Source organism: Saccharicrinis fermentans DSM 9555 = JCM 21142 (assembly GCF_000517085.1).
GTDB lineage: Bacteria > Bacteroidota > Bacteroidia > Bacteroidales > Marinilabiliaceae > Saccharicrinis > Saccharicrinis fermentans.
Map to the genome: position 1 here is coordinate 5,045,075 of NZ_KI912107.1, position 19,378 is coordinate 5,064,452.

Annotated in this window: 9 protein-coding genes, 2 tRNA genes and 3 rRNA genes; 7 read left to right on the plus strand and 7 right to left on the minus strand. The window is 40.6% G+C overall.

The window, feature by feature from the left end:
• Nucleotides 1–261 precede the first annotated feature (261 nt).
• The 7 genes from nifK to CYTFE_RS27505 all read right to left on the minus strand — a co-directional run bounded on the left by nifK (nt 262) and on the right by CYTFE_RS27505 (nt 7,885).
• On the minus strand, nt 262–1,644 hold the full coding sequence (gene nifK, locus CYTFE_RS0120800) for a nitrogenase molybdenum-iron protein subunit beta (RefSeq protein WP_027473405.1): 1,383 nt from the start codon (nt 1,642–1,644) through the stop codon (nt 262–264).
• Nucleotides 1,645–1,663: 19 nt separating this feature from the next.
• Nucleotides 1,664–3,304, minus strand: a complete 1,641-nt coding sequence (gene nifD, locus CYTFE_RS0120805; RefSeq protein WP_027473406.1) for a nitrogenase molybdenum-iron protein alpha chain — start codon at nt 3,302–3,304, stop codon at nt 1,664–1,666.
• Between the two features lie 35 nt (nt 3,305–3,339).
• Entirely contained in the window at nt 3,340–3,717 is a 378-nt protein-coding gene (locus tag CYTFE_RS0120810) for a P-II family nitrogen regulator (RefSeq protein WP_027473407.1), read from the minus strand.
• 210 nt (nt 3,718–3,927) lie between these two features.
• Nucleotides 3,928–4,254 carry a P-II family nitrogen regulator gene (locus tag CYTFE_RS0120815; RefSeq protein ID WP_027473408.1) on the minus strand — a complete coding sequence of 109 codons (327 nt, stop codon included), beginning with the start codon at nt 4,252–4,254 and terminating at the stop codon, nt 3,928–3,930.
• 276 nt (nt 4,255–4,530) lie between these two features.
• On the minus strand, nt 4,531–5,355 hold the full coding sequence (gene nifH, locus CYTFE_RS0120820; protein ID WP_027473409.1) for a nitrogenase iron protein: 825 nt from the start codon (nt 5,353–5,355) through the stop codon (nt 4,531–4,533).
• Nucleotides 5,356–6,040: 685 nt separating this feature from the next.
• Complete coding sequence (locus CYTFE_RS27500; protein WP_044213961.1) at nt 6,041–7,234, minus strand: aldo/keto reductase; 1,194 nt, start codon at nt 7,232–7,234, stop codon at nt 6,041–6,043.
• Between the two features lie 12 nt (nt 7,235–7,246).
• Nucleotides 7,247–7,885, minus strand: coding sequence for a YiiX/YebB-like N1pC/P60 family cysteine hydrolase (locus CYTFE_RS27505; RefSeq protein WP_044213962.1), 639 nt, complete (start codon nt 7,883–7,885; stop codon nt 7,247–7,249).
• Nucleotides 7,886–8,310: 425 nt separating this feature from the next.
• On the opposite strand from CYTFE_RS27505, the gene CYTFE_RS0120840 reads away from it, so the two are divergent.
• From CYTFE_RS0120840 to CYTFE_RS0120875, 7 genes are all read left to right on the plus strand, one after another.
• Nucleotides 8,311–9,870 carry a sigma-54 interaction domain-containing protein gene (locus CYTFE_RS0120840; protein WP_027473411.1) on the plus strand — a complete coding sequence of 520 codons (1,560 nt, stop codon included), beginning with the start codon at nt 8,311–8,313 and terminating at the stop codon, nt 9,868–9,870.
• 773 nt (nt 9,871–10,643) lie between these two features.
• Nucleotides 10,644–12,165: ribosomal RNA gene (locus CYTFE_RS0120845) — 16S ribosomal RNA — on the plus strand.
• 65 nt (nt 12,166–12,230) lie between these two features.
• Nucleotides 12,231–12,304: transfer RNA gene (locus tag CYTFE_RS0120850), tRNA-Ile, on the plus strand.
• Nucleotides 12,305–12,310: 6 nt separating this feature from the next.
• A tRNA-Ala gene (locus CYTFE_RS0120855) sits at nt 12,311–12,384 on the plus strand.
• A 194-nt stretch (nt 12,385–12,578) separates the two neighbouring features.
• A 23S ribosomal RNA gene (locus CYTFE_RS0120860) occupies nt 12,579–15,376 on the plus strand.
• Nucleotides 15,377–15,453: 77 nt separating this feature from the next.
• Nucleotides 15,454–15,563: ribosomal RNA gene (gene rrf, locus CYTFE_RS0120865) — 5S ribosomal RNA — on the plus strand.
• The 16S, 23S and 5S rRNA genes sit together here with 2 tRNA genes alongside, the layout of an rRNA operon.
• 2,450 nt (nt 15,564–18,013) lie before the next feature.
• Nucleotides 18,014–19,063 carry a 3-deoxy-7-phosphoheptulonate synthase gene (locus tag CYTFE_RS0120875; protein ID WP_027473412.1) on the plus strand — a complete coding sequence of 350 codons (1,050 nt, stop codon included), beginning with the start codon at nt 18,014–18,016 and terminating at the stop codon, nt 19,061–19,063.
• Nucleotides 19,064–19,378: the final 315 nt, after the last annotated feature.

Consider the following 19,378-nt stretch of genomic DNA (forward strand, 5'->3'; position numbering starts at 1 on the left):
AATACTGTTTTTAATAGAAAGATTATTTTTTAGACATTTGACCTAAAAAAGATAAAGGCTGGCGAGGCAATTAAAATATTATACCACCTATTATTTCACACTTTGGCGTTCCAAAGTAGAATTGCCTCACCAGTCTTAACCTTTGGCAAACACAAACAGGTCGCTTGCTAAATCAAGCTTAGATGATTAGACATAAGCATCAAGATCATTTCAATAGTAGGTATGGCTGACCTGAGATCTGAATGCTTGTATCTACATTTATTACATGACAAGTTCTACTTTTTCTTCAGGACTGTTTTCGTCTTGGTATTGCATCAATAAATCCAATATTTTTTCAAGGATTCGGATACCACCCATATACCCAAGTGTTGGGAAGTAAGAGTGTCCTACCCGGTCGACGATAGGGAATCCCATTCTTAAAAAAGGAATTTTCTCGTCAAGAGCGATATATTTTCCATAGGTGTTACCTATTAATAAATCAACACCTTCTTGTTTAATCCATTGATGTAATTGGAACATATCGGCATTTGCACCATTTTTGAATTTGACTTGGTCTATTTTGTCACCGAATATTTCCTTCATTCTTTTACCAAAAGTTTTTCCTGGAGTACCAGAAACAACATAAGCAGGTACCATATCCAGGTCCAATAAAAACTCGCACAATGGAAGTAGCTGATCAGGATCTCCGAATAGCGCAACACGTTTTCCATAGAAGTACTGGTGCATGTCGGTAATCATATCAACCAAACGACCTCTTTCTCTATCAATCTCTTCTGGCACTGCTACAGCGCCTGCTTTTGATAAAGACATGATGAAACGGTCTGTTGCTTTTACGCCAATAGGAAGATCAAGCATGTCAAATGGAACTTTGCAGTTGTTATCTAAGGCAATGGCAGCTCCTTTGGTAGCCCATTCGCCAATAGCTACTGTTTTCATGCTATCTCCCATGCTTACTAATTCCGGAATGGTGGTTCCTCCTTTGGGGTACATCTCGAATTTCCCGGTCATAGGAGCGTCTAGTACATCTGATGTGTCCGGAACTAAAACGGTTTTGATACCCATCATTTTGCTTATTCGTTTGAGCTCTCGCATATCCGATGGTTCTACCCAACCAGCCAATAGGTTGACCTGACGTTTAGCCTCGTCTGTTTTTATGGCGAAATGCTGAACGATAGATTGAAGCATATTGTGATATCCGGTTACATGAGAACCAACATAACTGGGTGTAGAGGCTTCGATCACATGTTTTCCATCAGGTACTTTCCCATCTGCATTGGCTTTGGCAACAATCTGCTTCAAGTCATCACCGATGGTTTCTGATAAGCAGGTTGAATGAACAGCAATAATGTCCGGATCGTATACCGAAAATATGGTACCTATGGCTTGTAATAGGTTGGCTTGTCCTCCAAACACTGAAGATCCTTCCGTAAATGAAGAGGTAGCAGCCATCACGGGCTCTTTGTAGTGACGGGTTAATGCGGATCGGTGATAAGAGCAACATCCTTGTGAACCATGGCTGTGCGGTAAACATCCGTGAACGCCTAAGGCTGCGTACATGGCACCTACTGGCTGACAGGTTTTTGCCGGGTTAATAGTTAGCGCTTTTCTGTCTATTTCTTTTTCTGTTGTATGTCGTAATAACATAATAAAGTCCTCCTAATGTTTATGCGTTAATAGTCATGCTTCCTACAATCTCAGGTTCGCTTTTCCATGGTGTGTCTACCAGGTTCCAAACGTTTGTTACCAACATGCGCTCCATCTCTTTATAAAAGTTGATGGCTCCTTCAAATCCAGCGTAGGGCCCGCCATAATCGTAGCTATGAAGCTGCTTTAAAGGTACACCGGACTTTTGTACTACATATTTTTCTTTGATGCCTGCACAGAATAGATCAGGTTTATAAAACTCAATTAACTTTTCAGTTTCGTGGTGAGATACATCATCGATGACCAAAGAATTCTTCTTCATCTGAGGCATCATGCCAGCGTAGTGACTAAATTCGTATCCTTTTTTTTCCAATTCTGCTTTTTTCGCCACCAAGTCGTCACGCCATAATTCTGGATTGTCTGTTTTAGTGATGGTTAACTCCTCGATGTTACGGGTGTCTGCATCAATTTTGATATCAGGAATTACATGGCGTCCTTCGTAGTCATCGCGGTGTGCAAACTCATATCCGGCTGAAACGGTTAGCATTCCCAGCTCTTCAAAAAGATCTTGGTAATGGTGGGCACGTGATCCTCCTACAAACATCATGGCCAATTTACCTTCTACTTTGGGTTTAATAGCAGCCTTTACTGCTTCTACTTTAGCTTCTTCTCGAGCGATGATTTCTTCCACTTTTTCAATAAGTTCAGCGTCGTCGAAAAATTCGGCTACTTTTCTAAGTGTTTTGGCAGTGGAGCTTCCTCCTATGAAGTTACCTTTGATCCATGGAATACCGTATTTTTCCTCCATCATTTCCGCAATGTAATTGATAGAACGGTGACACATTACCACATTTAAGTCAACCGTATGTGAGTAGGCAAAGCTTTCTACAGTTGAGTTTCCTGAGTAGGTAGATACAAGAGTAATGCCCGCTTCTTCAAATAATCGTTCTAATTCAAAGGCATCACCACCAATATTGTACTCACCTAAAAGGTTAATTTGAAATTTACCTTCGCGTGGACGATCATTGTTTCCTACCACGTGCTTGAAAATACCATTGTTCGCAATATGGTGACCAGCCGATTGAGATACTCCCCGATAACCTTCGCAAGAAAAACCAAAAATATTGATTCCCAATTCTTCTTTCATATCGCGGGATACGGCATGCACATCATCTCCGATCAGTCCAACCGGACATGTTGAGAATACCCCGATGGCCTTGGGGTTAAATAGCTTATAAGCTTCTCGTATCGCTTCCTTAAGCTTTACTTCTCCACCAAACACGATGTTTTCATCCTGCATATCTGTTGAGAACGAGTACATCATATAGTTCTCTGCGGTTTCTGTTTCTGGTTTCGTCTGATTACGACGTGTGAGCCAGGCGTAAAAGCTACAACCAATAGGACCGTGAACCAAGTTAATGATATCTCTGGTAGGGCCTAGTACTACCCCTTTACAGCCGGCATAGGTACAACCTCGTTGTGTGATAATTCCAGGAATGGTACGAACGTTGGCTTGAACGGGTTGATCTATCTCTGGATCGTTAGCAACCATCGCCTTTTTTCGTTTCTTGGCAACCTTACTAGGGTATTTGCTAATGATTTCATCTATTATGGGCGTAGGATCTGGTAATCCTGCTGAATAATCTTTCTTTTTAACCATGTTTTCTTGTTTTTAATGCGTTATAAAAACTTAGCCTAATCGACTGCCTTACTACCTGTAATACCGGTTCTGACCTGAATTACATCCATTACTGGCATGATAAATATTTTGCCACATCCGTGTTGGGCATCTTGATTAGCTTCAATAATTGCTTCTACAGCAGGTTGAACAAAAGAGTCATTTACAACTATCTCCAATACTCTTTGTGGGCGGAGACGGGGTTCTTTTCCTAAGTGTTCAAGTGCTTCTGGTTGATCGTTTTTAACCCCTTCTAGTATTTTTGCTTCCCAAAGACCTTTTCCTCTTCCGAATACTTTTCCCGATGCTGTCATCGAAGTAATATTGACATCAAGGAGTGCTTTTTTGGTTGCATTCATCTTGTCGATGTTGATGATGGCCATTACCTTTTTCATGTGTCTAAATTTTGCTTTTCAATGGTTAGATGAAACTCACCATCTTAATTATTTCCCTATGAGAGAATGGCTTTGTTTTGGCTCGTTTCATCCATTTTAAACTTATTGCTTAAGAATTAAGAGATGATATCCCAACGGGTTACCAAGGATGGAATGAAGTTTTTTGGAGTAGTTATATTCATGTATAAAACTTCTTTGTACCTCGTTTCATTATAGTTCCTTAACACCTCTTGATATAGTATAGGCCTCTTCAACAGGAGTGATAAATATTTTACCATCTCCAAACGCTCCTTTTTCTCCTGAACGGGCTGCCTCCATGATAGTGGAGACTGCAAAGTCTTTGTCTTCATCTTTTATAACCATGAAGAGCTGTTCTTTGGGTAATTCATCGTAGGTTACATCTCCAATTTTAATTCCTCGCTGCTTACCTCTACCTACCACTGGTGTTTTGGTAACTGCGATATAACCTGCTTCAAATAAGGCTTTAAGAACAGCACTCGATTTTTCTGGACGGATAATTGCTTTTATCATTAACATATACTGGGTCTCCTTTTTTTTAGATAATTGGTTTTTGAGATAAGAGATAGCACTTATCTCAAAAACCTTGGTTTGTTTATTTATAAATGTTATGGCTTTATTTAGTAACTAATCTTTGCAAGAAAACTCCAAATACTGCGTTATTCTCATTTTTGAAACAGTCATTTACCATCAGTAAACTCCTTGGTTTCAAAAATATCGAAAGCCTTGTCTTTGAAGCTTTTTATCAAAGACAGAAAAAAACAGTAGTTTTCTTGCAGCTACTAACTATGATACTTAGTTGGCAATTCCAAAGTCTATCAATAGTTTTTCAAGGCTCTCCATTTCCAGAGGAGTGGGTATGATGAACATTTCATTGGCGTCAATAGCTTTGGATAAGGATCTGTATTCATCAGCCTGGGGGTGCTCAGGTGCAAATTCGATCACTGTTTTTCTGTGAATCTCAGCTTGTTGAACCATGTTATCGCGAGGTACAAAATGAATCATTTGAGTTCCTAATTGTTTAGCCAACTCTTCGATCATCTCTCTTTCGTTGTCTACTTTACGAGAGTTGCAAATCAAGCCTCCTAAGCGAACAGTACCTGCTTGTGCATATTTTTGAATACCTTTACAAATGTTATTGGCAGCATACATGGCCATCATCTCTCCAGATACAACAATGTATATTTCTTCTGCTTTACCATCACGAATCGGCATGGCAAAACCTCCACATACCACATCTCCTAGTACATCATAAAAGGTATAATCTGTTTTGTATTTTTCATCCCATGCTCCTAATTGTTCTAGAAGATTGATTGAAGTAATAATACCACGACCTGCACAGCCTACACCTGGTTCAGGACCACCTGATTCAACACAACGAACGTTACCATATCCTTCTTTTACTACATCTTCTAACTCAACATCTTCACCTTCTTCACGAAGTGTGTCCAATACTGTTTTTTGTGCAAGTCCACCTAGTAATAAACGAGTTGAATCAGCTTTAGGGTCACATCCTACTACAATGATGTTTTTGCCTAGTTCTACTAAACCAGCTACTGTGTTTTGTGTAGTTGTACTTTTACCAATTCCACCTTTTCCGTAAATCGCAATTTTTCTCATCTCTAAAATTTTTAATAGGTTTATACTAATTGTCTGTTGCTCTACTTTTTAGTTTGAGTGTTTTCTTGTATTTCATAGGATGTGCCAAAATGCGCATAGGGTGATTATAGATTGAATAGGGACTGGTTGTAATTGGTTGATATATAGTGTATAGTAGTGTGTTTGCTTTTTGGCATGTAAATGATGAGCCAGAAATGGGAATTACAAATATGTAGAAAAGGTGCTTGTTTTTAGTTTATGTGTAACAAAATAGGTAATGGTCTGTAATACAGTGTGATGTAATTAAGGGCTTGTTTGCTTAATTACATTCGTGTAGGAAAATGAACGTTACCTTGGTTTGTGTATCTATACATATGAAGGAACTGGGTTAATGGTTTAGTTTGGTGTTCTGTTAAGGTGAGGAGCTAAGGAGATTTGAGCGTTTATGGGTTTAGAAGGTCAATAGTTGAAAAGTTGAGGGCTGTCTATTTATGAGAATCTTTGATCCATGTTCACGCATTGAGAAAAAAGGACGTTCAATTTTGAAAAGTTATACAAGGAAAGCGTAGGGGCCAAAACTAGGCAATAACTATATTCCATATTTCTCAATCGGTAGATAATTTTCTTTTCAATAACAGGAGCACAAATGCTTCAGCGGAATCCTTCAAGGCCAAGCTTAAAGAATGTTTCAATATTATTTATCGATTTATTCTTTTTTTGCCAGAGAAAGTTCTTTTGCATTAATTGATTTTGGGTGCTTAAAATCCTGGTGTAAAGCTTTGTGTAATTCGCTTAACATTGCTTTAAGAGGGATATGATCTGGAATTGCTGAAAAATCAAACTTGTTTATGTTTTCGGATGTTGCAAAAACTCCGGGAACCCAATGATTGGGGGTTTTAAGTTCTTTGTAACGATATTTGGCAAAGTCTAGCATATCATAACATTTCCATAATTTTCTCCAATGTAATAATTGAGGTAGATCCAAAGGTGAGTTTTTATCTTCTATGTTGTAGCCGTCAAAATATGAATAAGAATCGTCATTTAGCATCTTGTCCAGTCTTTCTTTCGCTTGCTGATCAAGAAGGCTTATTGAATTGAGTTTGTTTTGAAATATTCCTTGCATTTCATCAAAGTGAGCTTCTTCTGTCATTCCAAAGGATAGTGTATGAACATTCGGGGTATTTAGGCAGAACCGAGCATTCCACTGAATTGGTGTAGCGTGTGGAATTGCTTTTTTTACTTTGTTGGGCGCTTTATAAAGTTGTCCTCCTTTGTCATTGGGAGAGATGATAAAAACACCCATGTCTTTTTTTTCAGCAAACCGTATAGCAGCTCGGTTTCGTTGATAAAAATAATAGTAATGGAGGTTTACAAATTCAAATAAATTGGTACCAATGGCTTCTTCAATTGTTTCTAAATGGCCGTGGGTGCTAAATCCAACATGTTTAATGATGCCTTCTTCTTTCATTTTTAATAACTCTTCAACAGGTCCTCCTGTTTTGCAAGAAGTATGAAGGAGCTCGCTTGTGTTGATGCCATGCCATCCATAAAAATCAAAATAGTCTGTCTGTAATGTTTGGAGTTGTTCTTCGACTAATTTTCTTGTTTCACTGGCATTCTGCGGGTTTCCTTTAGTCATTAAATAATAGGACGATCGGTCTGCCTTTAATTCCTCATTTAATGTGATACCTAATACCTTTTCGCTTTTGACATAACCATGTGCGGTTTCAATATGGTTAATTCCATTTTTGAAGGCTAAATCAACGATGTGATTACAATGTGCTTGTGTAAGTGCAGGAATTTCTTCTTTTGGATTATCCCACCCATTTTTAAATCTCATCCCGCCTAGTGTTATAGCGCTAATGTTCTTCTCTGTTTTTCCAAATCTGCGATATTCCATGAATAAGTATTGCTATTTTTCTAATCTGAGTATAAAATCTAGTTTGCCTTCTGCTGCCATCTCATTGGGGTTGCAGCCGGGTAGTCCTTCTGGGATAGTAAGCCCCAGCTTTTGATAATGTTCAAGCCATCCTGAATGAAATTTCCCACTTGCTGGATCTTTAAAGGTCATAGGGTTTAGGGAGAATAGAGTGTCTGACTTGAATATTTCATATATAAATTCAGAGCAGTAGTAGCCCGGTTCAGATAATATGTAGGTGTGGTCGTATGGTTCTCCTATTAAATCTTCAGCTTGAATGAGTGCTTGTTTTATGTTCGGCTTTAGTTCGGCTTTTATTCTATACAAATCAGTGATGTAAGAGCTGTCACCATTGGGGTGACAAAAGTTTGTGAGTGGTTCTTTGCATACTCCTATGGATGGATGTGCATGGATAACAAAAACCGAATCATCAAGCACTTTACAGATACCCATATGAGTATAGTTGGTTTTTGATTGGGTTTGGGTTACCTCATTGATTGCTTTCGATAAACCATTTTTGTGATTAGCTCTGAAGAGGATGTCACCGGTTTTAATAAGCTTGTTTTTGTTTTGATGAGAGCAAGCCACAGTTAATAAGAGTATTATGATAATGTTAATAGTTATTTTTTGCATGGCGCAATATTATAACTTTTAGTATGAATATTAAAGCATATAGGGGTGTATATTTTTTTTATCTAGTCTTTGCAAGAAAACTCCAAATACTGTGTTATTCTCATTTTTGAAACAGTCATTTACCATTAGTAAACTCCTTGGTTTCAAAAATATCGAAAGCCTTGTCATTGAAGCTTTCTTATCAAAGATAGAAAAAACCGTCGTTTTCTTGCAGCCACTATATATACAAGGAGTTACTCATGGTGTTGGGCTATATGGCTTGGGGAGAATATACAAAACTTATCAATGACAAGTTTAAATGTATAGGGTGTTAGTTAGAAAAGATATAAATAAGCTCCACTTGCCCTATTGAAAATGGGGTTGATGTGTTTAATTGTTATATTTGAGTCGATATTTGTTTTGAATTGTAATTAGAGGAAGTAATTATGCATGCACATTGTAAAAAAGGAGGTGGAGAATGTTATGGTCTTAAAGAGATGACTTTGCTTTTTGAGATTAGTCAACGTTTAATATCCAGTAAAGAGCTCAAGAATGATCTGTCTCCCATATTAAGAATGTTAGTGGAGTATTTGGGTGCAGAGCGAAGCTTTTTAACTATTTTCAATCGCAACAATTCCAATATTTATATTGAAGCGGCATACGGAATGAGCCAGAAACAGAAGATGTTGGGAAAGTATCGCTTGGGGGAAGGTGTAATTGGAAAGGTTGTAGAATTAGGACAACCCATTGTTATACAGGAAATATCTAAGTCAAACCTTTTTCTGAATAAAACACGGTCTGAGTTGAATAAAGAAGGTCGAGAACTTAGCTTTATTTGTATTCCAGTGGTTGTGCAAAATAAAACAACAGGAGCACTAAGCGTGGTTCGGCCTTTTAATCCGCATATTACTTATGAAGAAGATATCCATCTGCTTTCGATAGTTGGCTCCTTGATTGCTAAAACAGTAAAATTACGTCAGGAAAAAGCTGAAGAACTGGAACAATTAAAGCAAAAGAACCAAGAATTGGAGTCGGAGGTGAAGGCGAATAATTTTACAACCAACATTATTGGGAATAGTAGTAAAATGCGAGATTTGTTTTCTTTGATTGAAATGGTTGCTCGAACCAATAGTACCGTTCTTGTGAGAGGAGAGAGTGGAATTGGTAAGGAGTTAGTTGCGGATGCTATACATTCAGAAAGTAATCGAAAAAACAAAAAGATGGTGAAAGTAAACTGTTCTGCTTTGCCCGACTCTTTAATAGAAAGCGAGCTTTTTGGACACGAAAAGGGAGCTTTTACAGGTGCTGATCAGATGCGTAAAGGACGGTTTGAAATGGCTCATGGTGGAACCATATTTCTGGATGAGATTGGTGATTTGCCTTTATCTACGCAAGTGAAACTTTTGCGGGTAATTCAGGAGCGAGCATTTGAAAGGCTAGGAGGATCTGACACTATTAAAATTGATGTGCGTATTGTATGTGCGACGAATTGTAATCTCGAAAAACTGATTGAGGAGGGTAGGTTTAGAGAAGACCTTTTTTATCGAATTAATGTATTCCCGATTTTTGTGCCTTCATTGAGAGAACGAAGAAATGACATCCCTTTATTGGTAGATCATTTTATTCATAAATTCAATCGAAAAAATAATGCAGCTATAAAAAGAATTACTACCTCAGCTATTGATATGTTAATGGTGTATCCGTGGCCTGGTAATGTTAGAGAGTTAGAGAATGTTATAGAGCGGGCATGTATATTGGCTCGTGATAATGTCATCCATAGTCATAACCTTCCTCCGACATTGCAAACAGCCGATTCTACAGCAACGGGTACACAGGAAGGTATGACTGGAGTATTGGAAAGACTGGAAAGACAACTGATTATTGAGGGATTAACCAGTACAAAAGGAAATATAAGTAAAGCGGCAGATAGATTAAAGATAACGGAACGTAAATTGGGAACACGTATTAAAAAGTATAGGATAGAGGCGTGGAGATACAAAGTTTGAATGTGGATGTTACAATGGAACTTCGAAGATGTTTTCCCAATGGTTTTTTGGGGGTATAAGGACGAATTGTTTTTCTTTAGTGTTGATCTGGTAATGTACTCATATTTAGTATTTTCTTATTTCTTAGCTTTAACTTGAAATATAACGAGGATAAAATTTGTTGTAAAAAAGTGAAAATAATTTTTGGAGATTAAAATAAAAAGTGATTATCTTTGCACCCGCTTTGAACGAAAGGCGTAGTAATAAGCTGAGATAGTGAGCGACAAAAGGGAAGTAGAAAACGTATTTAGTGATACGTTTTTAGGATAGGTCATAAGTTTCGAAAAAGAGCTTTAAAATATTTTAAAAAAAATATTTTGCAGATTCAATAAAAACTTTTATCTTTGCAGCCGCTAAAACGGTAGCAAAATGATCAAAAACTGAGATGATGAGAAACTTTGGAACTGTTTAATTACAAAGGGTTAAGGAGTTAAAAATTAAAAAATTTATTTTTTAATTTTTCTTGAAAAAACATTTGGAATTAAGGAAATAAAGTTGTTATCTTTGCATCCGCTTTTACAGCCATAGACTAACATCGGTTGGTTTTAAATAAACAGATTGAACTTAGGTTTAAGGCCTAAAAGATATAAAGACGATAAGGAGACTTATCGACGTTCTTTGAAAATATTGGAATGCACAAAAGGAAAAATAACAGAGTGATTCTTTGAGTAAGGCTCTTGTAAAGAATAATAGTTATAGAAATAGTTTACTAGATCTATACAGATAATTTTTATACAACGAAGAGTTTGATCCTGGCTCAGGATGAACGCTAGCGACAGGCCTAACACATGCAAGTCGAGGGGTAACATTGTAGCTTGCTACAGATGACGACCGGCGCACGGGTGCGTAACGCGTATGAAACCTACCTTTTACAGGGGAATAGCCCGGAGAAATTTGGATTAATGCCCCATGGTTATACTTTACCGCATGGTAAATTATATAAAGCTTCGGCGGTAAAAGATGGTCATGCGTGACATTAGCTAGTTGGTAAGGTAACGGCTTACCAAGGCGACGATGTCTAGGGGTTCTGAGAGGAAGGTCCCCCACACTGGTACTGAGACACGGACCAGACTCCTACGGGAGGCAGCAGTGAGGAATATTGGTCAATGGCCGCAAGGCTGAACCAGCCATGTCGCGTGCAGGAAGACGGCCCTATGGGTTGTAAACTGCTTTTGTACGGGAAGAAACGTATCTACGAGTAGATATTTGCCGGTACCGTACGAATAAGCATCGGCTAACTCCGTGCCAGCAGCCGCGGTAATACGGAGGATGCGAGCGTTATCCGGATTTATTGGGTTTAAAGGGTGCGTAGGCGGACTAATAAGTCAGTGGTGAAATCTTGCGGCTCAACCGTAAAACTGCCATTGATACTGTTAGTCTTGAATTTAGTTGAGGTAGGCGGAATGTGTTGTGTAGCGGTGAAATGCATAGATATAACACAGAACACCGATTGCGAAGGCAGCTTACTAAGCTATAATTGACGCTGATGCACGAAAGCGTGGGTAGCGAACAGGATTAGATACCCTGGTAGTCCACGCCGTAAACGATGATTACTCGTTGTTGGCAATACATGGTCAGCGACTGAGCGAAAGCATTAAGTAATCCACCTGGGGAGTACGTTGGCAACAATGAAACTCAAAGGAATTGACGGGGGCCCGCACAAGCGGAGGAACATGTGGTTTAATTCGATGATACGCGAGGAACCTTACCTGGACTTAAATGTAGGCTGCATAGAGTAGAGATATTCTTTTCTTCGGACTGCTTACAAGGTGCTGCATGGTTGTCGTCAGCTCGTGCCGTGAGGTGTCGGGTTAAGTCCCATAACGAGCGCAACCCCTATTGTTAGTTACCAGCACGTAAAGGTGGGGACTCTAACAAGACTGCCGGTGTAAACCGCGAGGAAGGTGGGGATGACGTCAAATCAGCACGGCCCTTACGTCCAGGGCTACACACGTGTTACAATGGCCGGTACAAAGGGCAGCTACATGGCGACATGACGCTAATCCCTAAACCCGGTCTCAGTTCGGATCGGAGTCTGCAACTCGACTCCGTGAAGCTGGATTCGCTAGTAATCGCATATCAGCCATGATGCGGTGAATACGTTCCCGGGCCTTGTACACACCGCCCGTCAAACCATGGAAGCCGAGGGTACCTGAAGTCCGTTACCGCAAGGAGCGGCCTAGGGTAAAACTGGTAACTAGGGTTAAGTCGTAACAAGGTAGCCGTACCGGAAGGTGTGGCTGGAACACCTCCTTTCTGGAGAGAGACTTACAATTATTAAAGATGAACTGTTATTTTTCGTGTATTTCATATTATAACATAGTCCTGTAGCTCAGTTGGTTAGAGCACTACACTGATAATGTAGGGGTCCGCAGTTCAAATCTGCGCAGGACTACTTTAAGGGGGATTAGCTCAGTTGGCTAGAGCGCCTGCCTTGCACGCAGGAGGTCATCGGTTCGACTCCGATATTCTCCACTCCTTAAAATTATAAAGTTTACTGGTACTATTATAATGATAATAGTGGCTTTGTGGTGAAAAATGATGGATGAAATCAGGAGTGATTGCATCAATCACGTTGTCCAAAACGGGACAAAACGTACATTGACATATTGGCAAAACAATCAAAATCATAAGTTGGCCTTAACGCAGATCGTTAAGGATCAACCAACAAGAAAGTAAGCAAGGGCGCACGGTGGATGCCTAGGCTTTCAGAGGCGACGAAAGACGTGATAAGCTGCGATAAGCCACGGGGAGAAGCAAATATTTGTTGATCCGTGGATTTCTGAATGGGGCAACCCGTCCGGTTGATGACCGGTCACTCCGCAAGGAGGGCAAACCCAGGGAACTGAAACATCTAAGTACCTGGAGGAGAAGAAAATAATAATGATTCCCCTAGTAGCGGCGAGCGAACGGGGATTAGCCCAAACCTACAATGTTTAGGCATTGTAGGGGTTATAGGACCACAACATGAATATAAAATAGAAGTAGAACGTTTTGGAAAGAACGACCAAAGAAGGTGATAGTCCAGTACACGTAATATTTTATAGGATAGTGGTATCCTGAGTAGGGCGGGACACGTGAAATCCTGTCTGAATTTGCCGGGCCCATCCGGTAAGGCTAAATACTCCTGAAAGACCGATAGTGAACCAGTACCGTGAGGGAAAGGTGAAAAGTACCCCTAACAGGGGAGTGAAATAGTACCTGAAACCGTGCGCTTACAAGCGGTCGGAGCTGATTAATCAGTGACGGCGTGCCTTTTGCATAATGAGCCTACGAGTTAGTCGTAGTTGGCAAGGTTAAGGGCCTCAGTCCCGGAGCCGAAGCGAAAGCGAGTCTTAATAGGGCGAATAAGTCAGCTGCGCTAGACGCGAAACCAGGTGATCTACCCATGGTCAGGTTGAAGTTCCGGTAACACGGAATGGAGGACCGAACCGCCAGACGTTGAAAAGTCTTCGGATGAACTGTGGGTAGGGGTGAAAGGCCAATCAAACCTGGAAATAGCTCGTACTCCCCGAAATGCATTTAGGTGCAGCCTTGTTTTAGTTATACAGAGGTAGAGCTACTGATTGGACGAGAGGGCTTCACCGCCTATCAACTCCTGATAAACTCCGAATGCTGTATAATGATGAACAGGAGTGAGGGCATGGGTGCTAAGGTCCGTGTCCGAAAGGGAAAGAACCCAGACCATCAGCTAAGGTCCCCAAATATATGCTAAGTTGAACAAACGCGGTTTGATTGCAGAGACAGCTAGGATGTTGGCTTGGAAGCAGCCATTCATTTAAAGAGTGCGTAACAGCTCACTAGTCGAGCGATCGAGCATGGATAATAATCGGGCATAAGCATATTACCGAAGCTATGGATTGTTAATTTATTAACAGTGGTAGGGGAGCATTCCAATGACGCAGAAGCCGGATGGCGATGTCCGGTGGAGTAATTGGAAAAGCAAATGTAGGCATAAGTAACGATAATGCGGGCGAGAAACCCGCACGCCGAAAGACTCAGGTTTCCTGATCAACGCTAATCGGATCAGGGTTAGTCGGGACCTAACGCGAACCCGAAAGGGGTAGTGGATGGATAGCAGGTTAATATTCCTGCACTTCCTGTACAATAAAAGTGACGTATTGTTGAGACTGCTAGGTACTGACGGAATAGTACGTAGAGCCTAGGCTTCGGCCGAAGCGAAGCAGAGCAAACGGTACCGAGAAAAGCGAGTACAGGGACCCGTACCGTAAACGGACACACGTAGTTGGGTTGAGTATACTGAGGCGCTCGAGTGATTCATGGCTAAGGAACTCGGCAAATTAGCCCCGTAACTTCGGGAAAAGGGGCGCCAGTTTAGGCTGGCCGCAGAGAAATGGCGCATGCGACTGTTTATCAAAAACACATGGCTTTGCAAATTCGAAAGAAGAGGTATAAGGCCTGACACCTGCCCGGTGCTGGAAGGTTAAGAGGAGATGTTAGTTTCGACGAAGCATTGAATTGAAGCCCCAGTAAACGGCGGCCGTAACTATAACGGTCCTAAGGTAGCGAAATTCCTTGTCGGGTAAGTTCCGACCTGCACGAATGGTGTAACGATGTGCGCACTGTCTCGGCCATGAGCTCGGTGAAATTGTAGTATCGGTGAAGATGCCGATTACCCGCAACGGGACGGAAAGACCCCGTGAACCTTTACTGCAACTTAACATTGGTTGTGGGTAAGTAATGTGTAGGATAGGACGGAGGCTTTGATGCTGCATCGTCAGGTGTAGTTTAGCCGCCCTTGAAATACGTCCCTTTGCTTATCTGTGGCCTAACGGATTAATCCGGACATTGTTTGGTGGGTAGTTTGACTGGGGTGGTCGCCTCCAAAAGAGTAACGGAGGCTTTCAAAGGTTTCCTCAGGACGATTGGTAACCGTCCGTGGAGTGTAATGGCACAAGGAAGCTTGACTGTGAGGCCGACAAGCCGACCAGGTACGAAAGTAGGACATAGTGATCCGGTGGTTCCGCATGGAAGGGCCATCGCTCAAAGGATAAAAGGTACTCCGGGGATAACAGGCTGATCGCTCCCAAGAGCTCATATCGACGGAGCGGTTTGGCACCTCGATGTCGGCTCGTCACATCCTGGGGCTGGAGAAGGTCCCAAGGGTTGGGCTGTTCGCCCATTAAAGTGGCACGCGAGCTGGGTTCAGAACGTCGTGAGACAGTTCGGTCCCTATCTGTTGTGGGCGTAGGATATTTGAGAAGACCTGACGTTAGTACGAGAGGACCGCGTTGGACATACCTCTGGTGCACCAGTTGTTCCGCCAGGAGCATCGCTGGGTAGCTATGTGTGGAAGGGATAAGTGCTGAAAGCATCTAAGCACGAAGCCTGCTTCAAGATGAGATATCCTTATTAGGGACGTTGTAGACTACGACGTTGATAGGCCGTAGGTGTAAAGGTGGTAACACCAAAGCCGAGCGGTACTAATTGCCCGAAACTTTTAGTTGGAGCATTAAGCGCCGAAATGTGATTTTGATTGTAGCCGATGTGACAATAAAAAAATATAAAGGAATATAACAATATTCAGGTGGTTATAGCGACGGGGTTCCACCTCTTCCCATTCCGAACAGAGAAGTTAAGCCCGTTAGCGCCGATGGTACTGCGTACAGTGGGAGAGTAGGTCGCCGCCCATCTTACAAGAGAGCAATTGGATTTTATCCAGTTGCTCTTTTTTTTTGCTTTATAAGTGGTGCAAGACGCAAGACGCATGAGGTGGCGAGTTGATATAGTTGGCGAGTTGGTAAAGATGTTAGCTTGTTAGGTTGGTGAGCTGGTAAAGTTGCGGAGTTGTTAAAGTCGTGGAGTTGTTGAAGTTGTTATAGTTGTGTTTCTCATTTAATAAATATCTTCCATTAATGTACAAAGCTATCAATTAATGAACCGCAGGGCAGGCCAGAACAATAGCCCCGTGGCCGGCGCTGGCGAGAAGCTTGATGGTGGCGAGTTGTTGAAGTTGGTAAAGTTTTTAGCTTGTTAGCTTGTTAGCTGGTAAAGTCGTGTAGTTGTTGAGTTGTGTCTCTCAGGTATTGCAAGCCTTCTTTTTTAATAGAACTTCAAGTACAGCATAGAATTTCTCAATTATAAAAATCTATATTTAAGCTCTTTCATCCAAAGGATATCTTCTATTTATATACAAAATTATCAGTTAAAAGATCGCAGGGCAGGCCTGAACAATAGTCCCGGGGCCGGCGTTGGCGAGAAGCTTGAAGTTGGCGAGTTGTTAAGTTGTTGAAGTTGGCGAGTTGTTGAAGTTGGTAAAGTTTTTAGCTTGTTAGGTTGGTGAGCTGGTAAAGTTGCGGAGTTGTTAAAGTCGTGGAGTTGTTGAAGTTGTTATAGTTGTGTTTCTCAGATATTGGTAACCTACGTTTTAAATATAAATCCAGGTAGAACATAGAAGCTCTCAGTTATAAAAAATCCGTATTTAAGATTTCTCAATTAAAGGATATCTTCCATTTAAATAAGAAAGTTTCAATTTAAAAACCGCAGGGCAGGCCAGAACAATAGCCCCGGGGCCGGCGTTGGTGAGAGGCTATAACCCGGAAAATGCATTAGAAAATCTATTACGCCTTAAAATGGCTTCAAAAGAAGTCACTTCGTTACTTTTCTTCAACTCACCATAGCTGGTGCTATGCCTCATCTCAGAAAAGCCTTCTTTTATTGCTATTTAGTTGGCGAGTTGTCTAAATCGTTGTAGTTGACGAGTTGGGAAGTTGTGTTTCTCAGGTATTGCAAGCCTTCTTTTTTAATAGAACTTCAAGTACAGCATAGAATTTCTCAATTATAAAAATCTATATTTAAGTTCTCTCACCCAAAGGATATCTTCTATTTATATACAAAATTAACAGTCAAAAGACCGCAGGGTTGGCCAGAACAATAGCCGTGGCCGGCGGTGGCGAGAGAGCTTCAAGGGCGCACTCGAGGTGGTAGTGTGGCTGGCCTAGCGCGAAAGAAGAGTGTGCAGGATGGAATTGGAGCTCGGTGCGGGTTGATAGCGATCTATTGTTCTAGACTTTTTTGGTCCTTTTTGTGGCAATGACAAAAAGGACGTGTACATAAGCAGCAAGAGCAAGGTGTGTATCAAAAGAATCAATCTATCCTCTCTATACAGAATCAATATTTCCAATTTAATAAATGCATTCAAGTAAAACATAGAGGGTGACAACGTATCCATAACCATATTCAATAACTCTCAATGAATGAATAATCCCCATTTAAATATACAACTATCAGTAAAAGACCGCAGGGCAGGCCAGAACAATAGCCGTGGCCGGCGGTGGCGAGAGAGTTTCAAGGGCGCACTTGAGGTGGTTGTGCGCCGGACGGAATTATTACCCAAAAGCTGCATTAGAAAATCTATTACGAATTAAAATTGCTGCCAATCAAGTCGCCAGCTAACTTGTTTCAATTCACCATAGCTGGTGCTATGCCTCATCTCAACAAGTTCTTGATTGATTGCACTTTTAATTCTCATGACGAAGTTCTAATACATCATTTGGGTTCGCTGATGCCGGGGAGGTAGTGATCTATTGTTCTAGACCTTTTTGGTTCTTTTTATGGCAATGACAATAACGAAGTTATCATGAGGGCCTTTTAAAATTTTACCTTCCCGAATAAAAAGGACGTGTACATAAGCAGCAAGAGCAAGGTGTGTATCAAAAGAATCAATCTATCCTCTCTATACAGAATCAATATTTCCAATTTAATAAATGCATTCAAGTAAAACATAGAGGGTGACAACGTATCCATAACCATATTCAATAACTCTCAATGAATGAATAATCCCCATTTAAATATACAACAATCAGTAAAAGACCGCAGGGCAGGCCAGAACAATAGCCGTGGCCGGCGGTGGCGAGAAGTTTTAAGATGGCGAGTTGTTATAGTTGCTAAGTTGTGTTTCTCGGGCATTGAAAACCTTTTCTTACACAAAAGAAGGACTAAGGTGGCTGGTTTCAGGTGACCATTGAAAGATAAATTTAAGCATTAAAAACATGATTTTTCGTAATTACTTATTAAATATGAGAAATATCAGTTATTTTCGGCGTGCATATTGAATTTGCAAAAAACAAAAGTATGACTGAAGATGACAGATAAGAGAATTGAGAATATAAACGTCAGTGCTGAGGATGCGATCATCACTCCTAACCAGCTAAAAGATCTTTATCCTTTAAATGAGAATATTATTAGAACCATTGAAAAAGGGCAAGGTACAATCAAGAATATACTTAGTGGGGAGGATAAGCGAATATTAGTGGTTGTTGGCCCCTGCTCTATTCATGATATAGATGTAGCGAAAGCCTATGCACAAAAGTTAAAAAAGTTAGCCGACGAACTAAGTGATACTTTATACTTGGTGATGCGGGTCTATTTTGAGAAGCCGAGGACTACTGTCGGATGGCAGGGATTAATTAATGATCCTTTTCTGGATGATTCCCATCAGTTAGAAGAAGGTTTAAAGCAAGCACGTGAACTATTAACTTATATAGCTGAAATAGGTTTGCCTGTGGCGGGAGAGGCGCTTGATATTGTAACGCCTCAGTATATTCAAGATCTTATTTCCTGGACAGCCATTGGAGCCAGAACCACTGAATCGCAAAGCCATCGAAAAATGGCCAGTGGTCTTTCCTCTGTCGTTGGTTTTAAGAATGGGACAGACGGAAATATTAAGATTGCGGTGAATGCTTTGGAATCTGTCGCATCACCTCATAATTTTATTAGTATTGATCCGGATGGTCATGTGGCTGTTGTTAGAACCAAGGGCAATTCGAATACGCATATTATCCTACGGGGAGGTAAAGAACCCAATTATGATAGCGATAGTGTTGCGCGGTACGAAAAGTATCTGGCGAAGGTTGGTTTACCAACCCGGATGATGATTGACTGTAGTCATGCCAATAGCAATAAAAAGGCTGCCAATCAAAGGTTGGTTCTAAAAAGTATTGAAGAACAGATAAAGACAGGAAATAAATCTATTATGGGAGTTATGATTGAGAGTAATCTTTTTGCAGGGAAACAATCTATTCCAGCTGATATTACTACCCTGCAATACGGTGTTTCGGTAACCGATGAGTGTATTGGATGGGATGAAACCGAAGAATTATTAAAAGCCTTTGCTACTTCCATCCAGTCATAATTTCCCTTGAGAATACTTCTTTGTGTTAAGAAACCTGTTCAATCGTTCATTTTGGATCTTTCAAAATGAACGATTGTTCTTTTACGCCATGAAGTAGGAATAGTTGGAAACAAAAAAAAGCTTACGTTATATATGTAATAAAGGTTTAGTTGTAGAGCTGTATATGTTCAGGTAGGTATGCCTTAAAATCACTACGATAAATGAGTCAATACTATAGGCTTAATGTATTCAAATTATTTTGGCTATAAATAAACGGTCTCTCTTTTGTCAAGTATCATGCTATCTATTATATTTGTACACTTTTTAAAAATTAGG

Coding starts and splice junctions, on each gene's coding strand:
- nifK (WP_027473405.1), bottom strand. CDS start 1,644: ATGTTATTACGACATACAACAGAAAAAGAAATAGACAGAAAAGCGCTA.
- nifD (WP_027473406.1), bottom strand. CDS start 3,304: ATGGTTAAAAAGAAAGATTATTCAGCAGGATTACCAGATCCTACGCCC.
- CYTFE_RS0120810 (WP_027473407.1), bottom strand. CDS start 3,717: ATGAAAAAGGTAATGGCCATCATCAACATCGACAAGATGAATGCAACC.
- CYTFE_RS0120815 (WP_027473408.1), bottom strand. CDS start 4,254: ATGTTAATGATAAAAGCAATTATCCGTCCAGAAAAATCGAGTGCTGTT.
- nifH (WP_027473409.1), bottom strand. CDS start 5,355: ATGAGAAAAATTGCGATTTACGGAAAAGGTGGAATTGGTAAAAGTACA.
- CYTFE_RS27500 (WP_044213961.1), bottom strand. CDS start 7,234: ATGGAATATCGCAGATTTGGAAAAACAGAGAAGAACATTAGCGCTATA.
- CYTFE_RS27505 (WP_044213962.1), bottom strand. CDS start 7,885: ATGCAAAAAATAACTATTAACATTATCATAATACTCTTATTAACTGTG.
- CYTFE_RS0120840 (WP_027473411.1), top strand. CDS start 8,311: ATGCATGCACATTGTAAAAAAGGAGGTGGAGAATGTTATGGTCTTAAA.
- CYTFE_RS0120875 (WP_027473412.1), top strand. CDS start 18,014: ATGACAGATAAGAGAATTGAGAATATAAACGTCAGTGCTGAGGATGCG.